This window comes from Paenibacillus sp. NPDC056933, assembly GCF_042674385.1.
Classification (GTDB): Bacteria; Bacillota; Bacilli; order Paenibacillales; family Paenibacillaceae; genus Paenibacillus.
Map to the genome: position 1 here is coordinate 329,470 of NZ_JBHUQN010000004.1, position 12,656 is coordinate 342,125.

The following is a 12,656-nucleotide window of genomic DNA, read 5'->3' on the forward strand; positions in this document are numbered from 1 at the left end:
TGGTGGGCCTATAGAGATCTCACCATTTCGGTTGTACGCACATCAAATACTTTAATTTTAAAACCTAAATATTCCGATACATCAAACAGGTTGATTATGGTAAGATGCCACCGTAATTGATCTGTTTTTTGTTTTGCCCGAACCCGGAGCGAAGGTGAAACTGTATTTCCCAAGTGCAGAAGAAGATGAAGCCATGGTGATGCAGTCGGTTTGTCAGGAACCACCGGAAGCGGGACATGTGGAGAAGAGTTGCAAAGTGATGCAAGACCCGGGTGTAAAGTCTTTCGGTAACCCGCAGGGGAAATCGTTCACCCTTGGCGACAGCGAACTTGTCATGAACGCCCAAGAGGGTGCTTTGTATATCTCGATGGCTGCGGGTAACGGGGTTACATTGAATAGCACAACCCACGTGCAGATCCAATGCATGGGTGACTTAAACATCAGCGGAGCCAGCGTGAGTCTTGAGGGTACAGAAGGTCTGTACATTCAGACGATGACAGATCATGTGGAGCTTGTGGAAGAGGTCAACGGAAAGAGTGAGAATGTAGTACTGGAAGCCGAGATCCATCGTTCCTTTGACATGATTCAGTCTGCGTTCGACCAGAGTCTGGCCAGTATGGGAGAGAGCGCGCTGAAGGAAGCGCGGCTGAAACGAAACTGGGAAGCACGTGAAAAGGGCAAATTGGACGGTGTGATCGAAGAGGGGAAAAGCCTGCTCAGTATGGTCGGTGATGTGGCTGACCTTGCATTTACAGGCATTGTCGGGGGTGACAATGCCCAGGGATTATACAGCTGGGTGAAGGGAGAACAAGTTGGGTCATTAACGGAGCGGAATGCCACGGTACAAGGAACGATCACGGGCGTAAATAACGTCATCGATTATACGGGAGACTTGGTCACGGGTCAGAAATCAGGGAAAGAGATCTGGCAGGATGTATCCAGTGCGGGAGAAGCGTATGCCAAGCCGTTCATGGACCTGAAAGGCGAAGACAACCGCACGATGCTGACCCTGACGGAACAGGAGAGCCACGACGCAGGGTTAAACGATGTTGGTGCTACGATGCGAGTCGTGGATACAGCGGGGGCCATATTTGGTGGGGCATCCTTAGTCAAAAATGGCGTCAAGGTGCTCAAGGGTGGTGGCAAGAAGTCTGGTCATGCAGATGGAGATGGAGCCAAGGGCGGCGTCCCACATGGTCATGGAGATGGGCCAGAGGGAACCTCAGGCGGGGCCATGAAGGATGGCAAGCTCAAGACCAATGCGGCATTAATGCCTTCATCACTTGCAGAGCTGGGAGAACGAATCAGCCAGGCCTTGGGCAACATGACCGCAGGCGCAGCAGCCAGCGTTCCATGGCGAGTTCAGCGGGTGAGGCTGAGCAACGGCCAGACCGTGCCTGTGATTGTGAAGAATGACCATCATATGTTCTCGGAACCAGGTGGAAATCGTGAGAAAGGCAGTGGCTCTGGAAGTTCGAAGGGATCGCCGAACACTTCTCATGTGGATTCGAAAGATGGAACCAAGGCCAAGGATGGGAATACTGAGGGAACGAGTAAAAAGACAGGGAAATTAGAACTATCAGATATCACAGAAGAGATAATGGCGACAAAGCCCAAGTACGCTAGAATTCCAGAAAAATGGTATGCTAAAGGTGGGCATATTTCTATTGATGAAAAAGGAGTCTGGACATACACTAACAAAAGTGGCATATCGATAAGTTATCCAAATGGATTCCCGGATTTTTCCAAATATTATCACCCTAATGTAAAACCAGTAAAAATTGAATATGCACAACCTAAAAATTATCCAAAAGACTATGAGGCGGCAAACAAAGAGGCAGGGCTTAGTAAATCATCTAATCCATCTGTCCCAGAAAAAAATAAGCCTCCAGAAGGATACACTTGGCATCATTATGAGGATGGAAAGACAATGGTACTTGTTGAAAAAGATATACACGACGAATTTAAACACATGGGCGGACAGTCCATTGTAAATGGAACTGGAGGAGATTAAATTGGAGATACAAGGAAACAATGAAGTTTTAACAGAATCTAGACTTCAAGACTTTGAAAGATTAATAGGAGTGCAACTTCCCCAACAATATCGAGAGTTTTTATTGAAATACAATGGGGGATATCCTAGACCATATTACTTTACTATTTCTAAAGAGCAAGGCATTGGTATGGTAAATATTTTCTATGGTATCGGTGAAATGTATGACAATTTAGATAAAAAAATTGATATATTTGACGATATTATGGATATAGGCTTTATTCCAATTGCAGATGATTCGGGTGGAAATCAAATCTGTTTAGGTTTTACTGAAAAGCATTTTGGAAATGTTTACTTTTGGATTCATGATGAAGACCCAGAAGATATGAGTAATATGTACTTCCTTGCTAAGGATTTTGAGGGATTTTTAGAGAAATTATACGATGAGACGGAAAAATAATTAGATTATTCTTCTTCGATGCATTGTAATAAAAGTAATTATTTTGTGGGCTACCCAGTGCCGATTGAACCCAACCAATAGCACTCACTGTAATACCGCTACAAGATTTTCTTGATTTCCCTTTGTGCGCACGTAAATGCTTGAAAAGTATAACCTAAACAACGCTAAAGCGTTACATATAACAGGTCGATTATGGTCAGATACCACCATGATTGGCCTGTTCTTTGTTATGTTCGCCTTCTCTCAGGTTTTTGAAAATGCTTTACAACTGTAGGATACGTTGCCCCGATAGGTGAGCTATCTTATCCGTTGCACCTTCTGGATAGAGATACATTAGAAGTTAACAGATCTATAAACTTGGATAATGAGGGATACATCATTGATAGGGTTGCTGAGTTAAAACAAAGGCTTTCAAATGGCGCATTAAATAAAAGTGGGGGGAATTTCGGATATATGGAAGTTGATATTCCAAATATAAAAACTGAATTTTATGCACATAGTCAAGTGAATGGTTCACCGCCAGCTCATCAACCCAATATGAATTATGATGGTTTTTCATTCAAACCAGAAACAATAAGGTATCCTGCAAAAGATGCTCCAGATAAACAAGGTGATATGATTCCAAGGGAGGGAGATACGGAATATAAAATGATTAATGAATTAGCTAAATAGAAGTTACTGTGCCTAAAAACCCTCAAGAAGACTTTAAAAAAGCAAATTTAGAAACAGGACTTAATAAGGATTCTGATCCACCTGTGCCAGCAAGTAATAAGCCACCTGAAGGTTATACGTGGCATCACCATGAAGATGGAAAGACAATGATTCTTGTAGATGAAGATATTCATAGAGAGTGTAGGCATATTGGTGGTCAGTCAACAGTAAATGGAAAAAACAAAAAAGGAGAATAGCTGTGGCGAATATGGATCGGGAAAACGAGAAAATAACTATAAATGATATTCGTGAATTTGAAGGTGAATATGTTCTTAAGCTTCCTGAACAGTACGTTGATTTCTTACTTAGATATAATGGAGGGTACCCTGAAAAGTCGACATTTAAGATTTCTGATGAAGAGGGTGAAAGTGTTGTAAATAAATTCTACGGAATTGGTAACATGAAGGGGAATTTGGGTAAGGTATTTGAGGTTTTAGATGGAGAGTTACCTGAAGGATTTATATCGATTGCTAATGATCCAGGAGGAAACGAAATTTGTATTGGAACTGGTGAGAGATACTTTGGAGAAATTTATTTTTGGATGCATGATATGGAATCAGATGAAGAAATGGGGAATATGTTTTTTTTTAAAAGCAATTTCAACGATTTTCTTGACAACTTATATTAAAGATTTCGTTCAATATGGGCTGTGTTGTATGAGTGAACTTAGACCTCTTAAAACAAAGATTGACAGCCGACATTGTTACATGGCGAGCTAACTGCACTTTTATTGCTCTTGTTCAGTCTCAGCTCCCTACCCAATACCGAATAAGTCGGGCGGCTGATTCCAAGTAGCTTATCCTAAGTAATATCAGTACAAAGAGTTCTCCACTTCGGTTGTACGCATATCAAATGCTTTAATTTTATAACCTAAATAACACTATTTCGTTACATTAAACAGGTTGCTTATGGTCAGACACGACCATAAGCAACCTGTTTTTTTGTATACGATGACAGATCATGTGGAGCTTGTGGAAGAGGTCAACGGAAAGAGTGAGAATGTAGTACTGGAAGCCGAGATCCATCGTTCCTTTGACATGATTCAGTCAGCGTTCGACCAGAGTCTGGCCAGTATGGGGGAGAGCGCGCTGAAGGAAGCGCGGCTGAAGCGAAACTGGGATGCACGTGAAAAGGGAAAACGAGATGGAGTAATCGAAGAGGGCAAAAGCCTGCTCAGTATGGTAGGCGATGTGGCTGACCTCGCATTTACAGGCATTGTCGGGGGTGACAATGCCCAAGGATTATACAGCTGGGTGAAGGGAGAACCGGTCGGATCGTTAACGGAGCGGAATGCTACGGTACAGGGAACGGTCACGGGCGTAAATAACGTCATTGATAATACGGGAGACTCGCCGCTACCTCAATGCGCAGAAGCGTTAAACATGCCGTACCGGGATGAAGGTAAGGAGATGGAGGGCGAATGGCCGATCTATTTCCATACATTGCTTCCCTTGTACCGGGAGGAGATTATACACTTTTTTGAGAAAGGACGAGATTCGCTGATCAGCAAGCTGATGTCCAATGGCGTTGAGGCAGTATATCAGTGGGATCGGAAGAATAGTTGTCTGTAGATAATGGAAATATTTGAAGATAAAATAAGTAGCTATTAAAAAAACAGATCGATCTCGGTCAAAGGGATCGATCTGTTTTTTTTGTTGAAAACTTTGAGGATAAGAACATATTTAAAAATAGAAATGCGTATATACACATCCAATTTGAGACTTTCTGCATATTCAAAATTTTCCATAAAATTCCGATTGATATATAAATAATAAATTAGAATTAGATGAAAGAGAGGGGGCAGCGAGCTTTATTCGTATTCGACATTACATAGTGTAGTTGAGGAGTGGAAGAAATTTTGCATTACACAGAGCAAGAGATTTGTCCGGAATGTGCACACCAGATGGAAGCGAATCCAGGGTACAGCACCTGGTGTAGGAAGTGTAATTGGAATGTTTATGAGGATGAAAGAGGACAAGGAACTTATGGAGGGTTAAACGGGAATGATGATGAACGATCATCAGACCGATTGTTAGAGGAGTTTAAGTATAACGTCAATCGGGACCTTCCCTTCACTAAACAGAGGTTTTACACCTATTTGGTTGCTCTAACCGTGCATCTGTCAACGTTATCCATTTTGGGAATAGCCATATTTTTCTTTTCAACCAATTCAACATGGCTAGGTATATTTGGTATTGCGTTGTTGTTCCTCTGGATCACAATTATATTGCCATACCGGAAGCGACTTCCAGGCAGGGTCATCTCCAGAGACGAATATCCAGAATTGTATGGAATGATTGATGAGATTGGTGAGCGCTTGAATGTTCCACCTGTGGATATGGTCATCATTAGCGAAGAATATAACATATACAACCTGCATCTCAAAAGGAAAAGGAGGGCACTTGTCTTAGGTATTCCCTTTTTTGCAGCCCTGACGCTACAGGAGAAGATAGCCGCGATCAGTCACCAAATGAGTCAATTTGCACATCCGAACATTTCCGACAGCTCACTGGTCGAGCGAGCCAGGCATGTACTGAATTCATGGATTGACACCGTTGATCCACAAGACAGCGGTCTGTTATATTGGGTGGTATTTCCACTCATAATACTACGCTTATTGTTATTTGCTGTTATAGGCGGTGTCTATGCATTGTTAATCAAAAGCATGCGGAATGAGATGCAGCGAGTATTCTACATCGCAGATAATGAAGCATCTGAGACAGCTGGCAGTGAGGCAGTGTTATCTCTATTTTTGAAGTCCGAGATGGAAGGCCTTTTTGCACATACGGCTGAACAGGTTGCGGAATATCAATATAACAAGGAGCTGTATGAGGAGTTCAGAAAACGGATTTCTACCGTTCCAACTCAAGAGTTTCTTCGGATTCAGCGGCTGCAGGAACTGAATGATACTCCGAACCGTAGCTATCATCCTCCAATGAAGAATCGCATAGAATTGATACGTGAGCATTGGGCGATGATTCCTGCGTATCGGCCGGATGCTGCTAAAGAGCGAAGAATTAACGAGGAGTTTCGACAGTTGGAACAGCGTTCCCAGAAAATTCTGCTGAGTGATCTGAGGGGAAACTAACCAACGAATTTCGATTAAAATAATAAAATAAAATCAGGGGCAGTAGAAGCCAATGACGGCTTGTTCTGCCCCTGATTTTTTGTGGTTCAACCTTACTTTAACCAACAGAACAGTTATCCGCCTTGGAATTGTCTGCGCGGGCTGGTGATCTTGCCGTTTTTGTCCGTATCATTCTCTTTGGGCACCAAACGTTCATCGGTACGCCCTTCATGGTGGTTATCGAATGCAAATTCGGTAAGTTTCCATTCCGACTTGCCAAGCACGGGGTCAGCCGGGAAATGTTGCCCCCGGTGCAGATGCTCCTCGCGTCCGGCTTCGTTAATGTACACTCCGTCCACTTCCACCTTTTCATGCGAAAGGGGCAGCATATCCTGTTCTTTGCGGTCCATGAAACGGCCTCCTTTGGATAGCAGTAATTTAACTGTATAGGTAGTCCGTGATAATATCCCCCGAATAGTTGAGTGTTATGCTGGACAGATTAATCCGTATAGAATGGTCATATTCATGACTATGATTCGGAATTAAACTTTTTGGGCATAAAAACCGTTATAAATATTAGGTAAAATCGTCAAGTCGTAACATAGTTCCGAATATGCTACAATAAGATTATGATTCATACTGAATCATATCGGGTATTTATAGTGTCAGGTACTTGCTTAAGCAAGGTTCCCGACCTAAAGCTTGCTTTGAGCCGCGCACACAACTTCATGGATGGCATTTAAGACTTATTCGGCATTCTCTAAACGGAGCATTCACTTTCAACGTTTTGGGAGGGAATTACAATGGCAACGAAAGGTCACAATGAGGTCAAAGAAAGTTTGAGGGAAATGACTCGGATTTTCCGTCCTAAAGATCCAAAAAAATTCGTGAAGGAGTACGTGAGAAAATACCGGATTACGGGTGGATACGAGGAAGAATTGACTTCTGTGGTTGAGCATGAGCTTGTCAAGATGGATTCTTCCGTGTCCTGAAACACACACAACTCTGATTATACTGTTCCGATATGAATAGAACCGTCTCCCGGGCATCATGCTCCGGCAGACGGTTTTTTTTGTGTGGAAAATGATGGGGGTTTTGTTCTGTTCCTGCTGCATATACATGGAAGTAGACATATGGCAGGAAGGATGAATGCTTGTGGACCCTATTTTGAAAACAAAAGAAGAGATTGGCTACATGCGGGAAGCAGGACGAATCCTGCGAAGTTGCCATGAGCATATTGAAAAGTGGCTCACTCCCGGTGTAACGACAGGAGATATTGACGAGCGGGTGGAGGCTTTCCTGGCTGAAAGAGGAGCTATACCGGAGCAAAAGGGATATAAAGGCTATCCTTATGCCACATGCGCCTCAGTGAATGAAGTGGTTTGCCACGGCTTCCCGGATGACAGGAAGTTGGCCGAAGGGGATGTGGTAACCATTGATATGGTGGTGAACAAAGATGGCTGGCTTGCCGATTCTGCATGGACGTACGGGATCGGTGAACAACGCAGATCCATACGCAAACTAATGAATCGAACGGAAAGGGCCCTTCATAAGGCGATAGCACAGGCAGTTCCAGGAAATACGCTGGGGGATATCGGGAACGCGATTGAACGGACAGCCAGGCTGTATCGTTACGGGATTGTGAAGCCACTCATTGGTCATGGGATCGGTCGATATATTCATGAACCACCGAATGTACTCCCTTATGGGAAGCGCAGGACGGGTATGATGCTGACAGAGGGCATGGTTATTACGATAGAGCCCATATTTACGAAAGGCAGCTCGGGGGCGGTTGTATGGGACGAAGACGGATGGACGGTGAGAACGGTTGACGGAAGCTGGGGCGTCCAGTATGAGCATACGGTAGCTATCACTGGGGATGGCCCTGTTATACTGACTGACGGTACTTGAACGCTCAATCTATCACAAGCTGCTAGTGAAAGCCTATATGGTATCCGGGATTCGGGATCTAAAGTTGTTTAATAAACTCCGTGCCGTCTAATCCTGAATGAGGCGGTATGGAGCTCGATTGCTCCTTCCAGGAGCTGTAAGAGAGACAACCTGATGCAGGTTGTTCCTTTTTGCATAATACTGCATGTTTCCAATGTGAGAAAAATCGGCAAAAAAATCAATTTCATCACCGAAATTTGGCAAAAATTTTCAAATGTAGAGAGTAATATTTTTAACTGAAATCGTTTACAAAACAAGTTGTGGTGCGGTTTTTTACATATAGTGAACAATTTGTGAACATGTGTCCAAAGATTGACAAAATCATACCCTCAACTTATATTTAATAAGTGATTGAACCATATAGAATGAATTGGAAGAATGCGCAGACATGCCCTGAGCAGGAAATGACGGGAGTACTGGAAGCGTTATTTTTGTAAGCGTTCTGTATGACGGACAGGATTACGTGTATTGTATTGAAACGGACTGAGTTAAGTTTGTTCCAGACGACACCGGTAATCTACGAAAATGTAAAAAGTGGGGTAGATCAATGATGAAACAGTGGCAGGTTGCAAAGCGAATTCTCCCCTTGCTAGCGGTGTTCTCTTTGCTGCTATCCGCATGCGGGCGGGAAGACTTGTCGGTAATGAAACCTCAGGGTCCTGTGGCACAAGGCCAATATGATCTGATGAAGCTGTCCATTACGATTATGATCGTGGTGCTCATCATTGTATTTGCAATTGCCGCCTATGTGTTGATCCGGTTTCGCAGACGAGCCGGGCAGAATAAAATGCCCGAACAGGTTGAAGGCAATTTCAAGCTGGAAGTAATATGGACAGCCATTCCGTTGCTGCTCGTTATCGTTCTGGCAGTACCAACGGTAAAAACGATTTTTGCCCAAGGCGAAGATCTGTCCAAGGACAAAAATGCAATTCAGGTCAAAGTCACCTCGCATCAGTACTGGTGGGAATTCACTTATCCTCAATATGACGTAACCACCGCTCAAGACCTCATCATCCCGACCGGAAAGAAAATCGCATTCGAATTGAAAACCGCTGACGTGCTTCACTCCTTCTGGGTGCCGTCACTTGCGGGCAAAATGGACACAAACCCGGATGGAACACTTAACAAATTTAGCTTCTCGGCGCCAAATGAAGGCGTTTACCGAGGGAAGTGTGCTGAATTATGCGGCAGATCGCATGCCTTCATGGAATTCAAGGTCAAAGCGGTCAGCCAGGAATCCTTTGACAAATGGGTCAACGAAATGAAAGCTCCAGCGGTACTTCCGGAAGATACCCAATTGGCCGAGAAGTTCAAAACGAACTGCCTTTCTTGCCATGCAGTTGGGGACCAGGGCGGGCCAGTTGCACCTAACCTGACAGGTATCGGTGGGAAGCAGTCCGTGGCAGGCATTCTGCTGAATCAGGGCGAAGGCCAGGAAGACGGTAATCCGGTACTGGACAACATGAAACAATGGCTCCATGATCCACAATCCGTGAAGCCGGGTAATACGATGCCTAATCCGAAGGACCTTGGACTCACAGATGAAGAAATCGACGGAATTGCCGAATATCTGGCCAACTACAAATTGGACTATGAATAGAACAGCAAGGACGAAGAAGGGGGTACACAACCTTGGCTCATGCTCATAGCGTCAAGCGGTATAGGGGCTTAATGGATTGGATTACCACCGTCGATCACAAAAAAATCGCCGTGCTGTACTTAATTGCGGGTGGATTTTTCTTTGGGATCGGCGGCATTGAAGCCATTTTGATTCGGATTCAATTGATGAAACCGATGAATAATTTTGTGTCGGCGCAGGTCTTCAACGAATTGATTACGATGCACGGAACAACGATGATTTTCCTTGGTGTCATGCCTATTATTTTTGCCGTTATGAATGCCGTTGTGCCTTTGCAGATTGGGGCGCGGGACGTCGCTTTCCCTTTTGTTAACGCTCTGGGTTTCTGGACATTCCTGTTTGGCGGACTGCTCTTGAACCTGAGCTGGTTGATGGGAGGGGCACCAGATGCCGGCTGGACTGCGTATACGCCACTTTCGGGCAGCGAGTACAGCGGAACGCACGGTGTGGATTTCTACACGATCGGTCTACAGATTGCAGGTCTGGGTACACTAATCGGGGGCATTAACTTTCTCGCCACCATCATAACGATGCGTGCACCGGGAATGTCCTATATGCGGATGCCGATGTTCACCTGGACTACATTTATTACATCAGCCATCATCCTTTTTGCATTCCCTGCCATCACGGTAGGACTTGTATTGTTAACGTTTGACCGTATACTGGGAGCGAATTTCTTCGATGTTGCAGGTGGCGGTAACCCGGTACTATGGCAGCATATCTTCTGGATTTTCGGGCACCCGGAGGTGTATATCCTCATTTTGCCGGCATTTGGTATTATCTCTGAGGTCATTCCAACCTTTGCACGTAAAAGATTGTTCGGTTACAGCTCCATGGTGTTTGCCACCATCCTGATTGCCTTCCTGGGATTCATGGTGTGGGCGCATCACATGTTTACAACAGGACTGGGGACAGTTGCCAATGCATTGTTCTCGATCTCAACCATGCTGATTGCTGTACCAACTGGGATCAAAATATTTAACTGGCTCTTTACGATGTGGGGCGGTCAGATTCGTTTTACGGCAGCAAACCTGTTTGCTGTTGGATTCGTACCAACCTTTGTTATGGGTGGGGTTACGGGTGTCATGCTGGCCTCTGCACCTGCGGATTTCCAGTTCCATGATACGTACTTTGTTGTAGCTCACTTCCATTACGTCATCGTTGGTGGATTGGTACTTGGCTTGTTCTCAGGCCTTCATTACTGGTGGCCGAAGATGTTCGGTCGCGTGCTGAGCGAAACGCTCGGAAAATGGACATTCTGGACGTTCATGATCGGCTTCCAACTAACGTTCTTTGTACAGCATTTCCTCGGTCTGATGGGGATGCAGCGCCGGATCGTTACATACTTGCCGAATCAGGATTTCGACCTGCTTAACCTGGTCAGTTCCGTCGGTGCGTTCCTGATGGGCGTTGGGGTGATCTTGTTCCTCGTGAACATCGTGATCACAACGAGAAAACCAGCAGATGCGCCGAATGATCCATGGGAAGATGGCCGTACACTGGAATGGTCGATTCCATCTCCGCCGCCAGAATACAACTTCAAACAGACTCCGCTGGTTCGTGGTATTGATGCGTACTGGAAGGAAAAGATGGCAGGACATACGGAGATGACACCGGCCGAACCTGTAGGTTCGATTCATATGCCGTCAGCGACTCCGCTGCCGTTTGTGATGTCTGTCGGTATATTCATTGCCGGACTTGGCCTCATGTTCAGCAAGGATGACTTCCACAATGCGTTTATGAACGGGTTGTTCAACAATTATATTGTGGTCATTATAGGTCTGCTGATTACATTTGGTGCGATGGCACTGCGTTCACTCTACGATGATCATGGCTGGCATATTGAACCAGAGGATCAGGATGAGAAGGGGGTTAGAACATGACAACTTCACATGCCGAACCGGTAAACGGCAAATTGCCGCATGAACCGGAGAAAGCAACGCTGGAAGGACGCAACAAGCTTGTAGGCTTCTGGTTGTTCCTCGGCGGCGAGACGGTATTGTTCGGAACCCTCTTTGCAACCTTTTTGGCTCTCCGTGGCCAAACGAATGAAGGACCGACGGCGAATGAATTGTTTCATCTGCCACTCGTGGCTGCCGCAACCTTTATTCTCTTGGTCAGCAGTTTGACAAGTGTATTTGCCATCCAGGCTATGCACAAGGGGAAGCGCAATGCTCTCGCTCTCTGGCTTGGCATTACCGTTGTACTGGGTCTCGGATTCCTCGGTCTGGAAATTTACGAGTTCTATGAATATGTGAAACATAAAGAGTTCGGCATGACGACAAGTGCATTCAGTTCAGCGTTCTATACGCTGGTTGGGTTCCACGGAGCTCACGTTGCATTCGGTATTATGTGGATCGGGCTTATTATCGGGCAACTGTTCAGAAAAGGCTTAACGGTCGTAACTGCACCTAAAGTATACGTCTCCGCAATGTACTGGCACTTTATTGACGTGGTCTGGGTGTTTATCTTTACGGTCGTGTACCTGCTCGGAAAGGTGGGGTAACACATGTCGGTACAGGATAAGAGTGATCAGCAGCCTGTGAAGCGTCGTCACCGGGTGGAGGGGCCACAGAAACACGTTGTTGTTTTCATTTTCTCGATCATCCTGACGCTCATTGCGTTCGCGGCTGCCGCCGCGGGAGGAGTTAATACGACCTTTACCATTATTATATTGGTGGTTATGGCAATCCTTCAGGTGTTTGTGCAACTTGGCTATTGGATGCACTTGAAGGATAAAGGACATTTGATGCCTATCCTGTTCATGGCCTTTGGATTTTTCGTAGCTTTCACATGCATCATTATGGCACTCTATTGGGTTTGGTGGTAAAAGAGA

Annotated in this window: 14 protein-coding genes; 13 read left to right on the forward strand and 1 reads right to left on the reverse strand. The window is 45.1% G+C overall.

The window, feature by feature from the left end:
- Nucleotides 1-154: 154 nt before the first annotated feature.
- From ACFTRD_RS25580 to ACFTRD_RS25610, 7 genes are all read left to right on the forward strand, one after another.
- Nucleotides 155-2,014, forward strand: a complete 1,860-nt coding sequence (locus ACFTRD_RS25580; RefSeq protein ID WP_379384942.1) for an HNH endonuclease — start codon at nucleotides 155-157, stop codon at nucleotides 2,012-2,014.
- Nucleotide 2,015: 1 nt separating this feature from the next.
- The gene (locus ACFTRD_RS25585; RefSeq protein ID WP_379384944.1) at nucleotides 2,016-2,453 is read left to right on the forward strand and encodes an SMI1/KNR4 family protein; all 438 of its coding nucleotides are present in this window, start codon (nucleotides 2,016-2,018) and stop codon (nucleotides 2,451-2,453) included.
- Between the two features lie 357 nt (nucleotides 2,454-2,810).
- Nucleotides 2,811-3,125, forward strand: a complete 315-nt coding sequence (locus ACFTRD_RS25590; RefSeq protein ID WP_379384946.1) for a deaminase domain-containing protein — start codon at nucleotides 2,811-2,813, stop codon at nucleotides 3,123-3,125.
- An 8-nt stretch (nucleotides 3,126-3,133) separates the two neighbouring features.
- The gene (locus tag ACFTRD_RS25595; RefSeq protein ID WP_379384948.1) at nucleotides 3,134-3,361 is read left to right on the forward strand and encodes an HNH endonuclease; all 228 of its coding nucleotides are present in this window, start codon (nucleotides 3,134-3,136) and stop codon (nucleotides 3,359-3,361) included.
- Nucleotides 3,362-3,372: 11 nt separating this feature from the next.
- Entirely contained in the window at nucleotides 3,373-3,792 is a 420-nt protein-coding gene (locus ACFTRD_RS25600; RefSeq protein ID WP_379385249.1) for an SMI1/KNR4 family protein, read from the forward strand.
- Between the two features lie 280 nt (nucleotides 3,793-4,072).
- Complete coding sequence (locus ACFTRD_RS25605) at nucleotides 4,073-4,735, forward strand: hypothetical protein (protein ID WP_379384950.1); 663 nt, start codon at nucleotides 4,073-4,075, stop codon at nucleotides 4,733-4,735.
- A gap of 287 nt (nucleotides 4,736-5,022) precedes the next feature.
- Nucleotides 5,023-6,252, forward strand: a complete 1,230-nt coding sequence (locus tag ACFTRD_RS25610; RefSeq protein ID WP_379384952.1) for a hypothetical protein — start codon at nucleotides 5,023-5,025, stop codon at nucleotides 6,250-6,252.
- Between the two features lie 113 nt (nucleotides 6,253-6,365).
- Here ACFTRD_RS25610 and ACFTRD_RS25615 read toward each other — a convergent pair whose 3' ends face one another.
- Nucleotides 6,366-6,641 carry a transposase gene (locus ACFTRD_RS25615; RefSeq protein WP_192262921.1) on the reverse strand — a complete coding sequence of 92 codons (276 nt, stop codon included), beginning with the start codon at nucleotides 6,639-6,641 and terminating at the stop codon, nucleotides 6,366-6,368.
- Nucleotides 6,642-7,034: 393 nt separating this feature from the next.
- On the opposite strand from ACFTRD_RS25615, the gene ACFTRD_RS25620 reads away from it, so the two are divergent.
- From ACFTRD_RS25620 to ACFTRD_RS25645, 6 genes are all read left to right on the forward strand, one after another.
- Nucleotides 7,035-7,223, forward strand: a complete 189-nt coding sequence (locus ACFTRD_RS25620) for a hypothetical protein (protein WP_017690840.1) — start codon at nucleotides 7,035-7,037, stop codon at nucleotides 7,221-7,223.
- Between the two features lie 157 nt (nucleotides 7,224-7,380).
- Entirely contained in the window at nucleotides 7,381-8,142 is a 762-nt protein-coding gene (gene map, locus ACFTRD_RS25625; protein ID WP_379384956.1) for a type I methionyl aminopeptidase, read from the forward strand.
- Between the two features lie 586 nt (nucleotides 8,143-8,728).
- A complete protein-coding gene (coxB, locus tag ACFTRD_RS25630) occupies nucleotides 8,729-9,781 on the forward strand; it encodes a cytochrome c oxidase subunit II (RefSeq protein WP_379384958.1) in 1,053 nt (350 codons plus the stop codon).
- A gap of 71 nt (nucleotides 9,782-9,852) precedes the next feature.
- Complete coding sequence (ctaD, locus tag ACFTRD_RS25635) at nucleotides 9,853-11,703, forward strand: cytochrome c oxidase subunit I (protein WP_379385251.1); 1,851 nt, start codon at nucleotides 9,853-9,855, stop codon at nucleotides 11,701-11,703.
- Nucleotides 11,700-12,326, forward strand: coding sequence for a cytochrome (ubi)quinol oxidase subunit III (locus ACFTRD_RS25640; RefSeq protein WP_192262929.1), 627 nt, complete (start codon nucleotides 11,700-11,702; stop codon nucleotides 12,324-12,326). The genes ctaD and ACFTRD_RS25640 overlap by 4 nt, the downstream gene beginning before the upstream one ends.
- 3 nt (nucleotides 12,327-12,329) lie before the next feature.
- Nucleotides 12,330-12,650, forward strand: a complete 321-nt coding sequence (locus ACFTRD_RS25645) for a cytochrome C oxidase subunit IV family protein (protein ID WP_192262931.1) — start codon at nucleotides 12,330-12,332, stop codon at nucleotides 12,648-12,650.
- Nucleotides 12,651-12,656 lie beyond the last annotated feature (6 nt).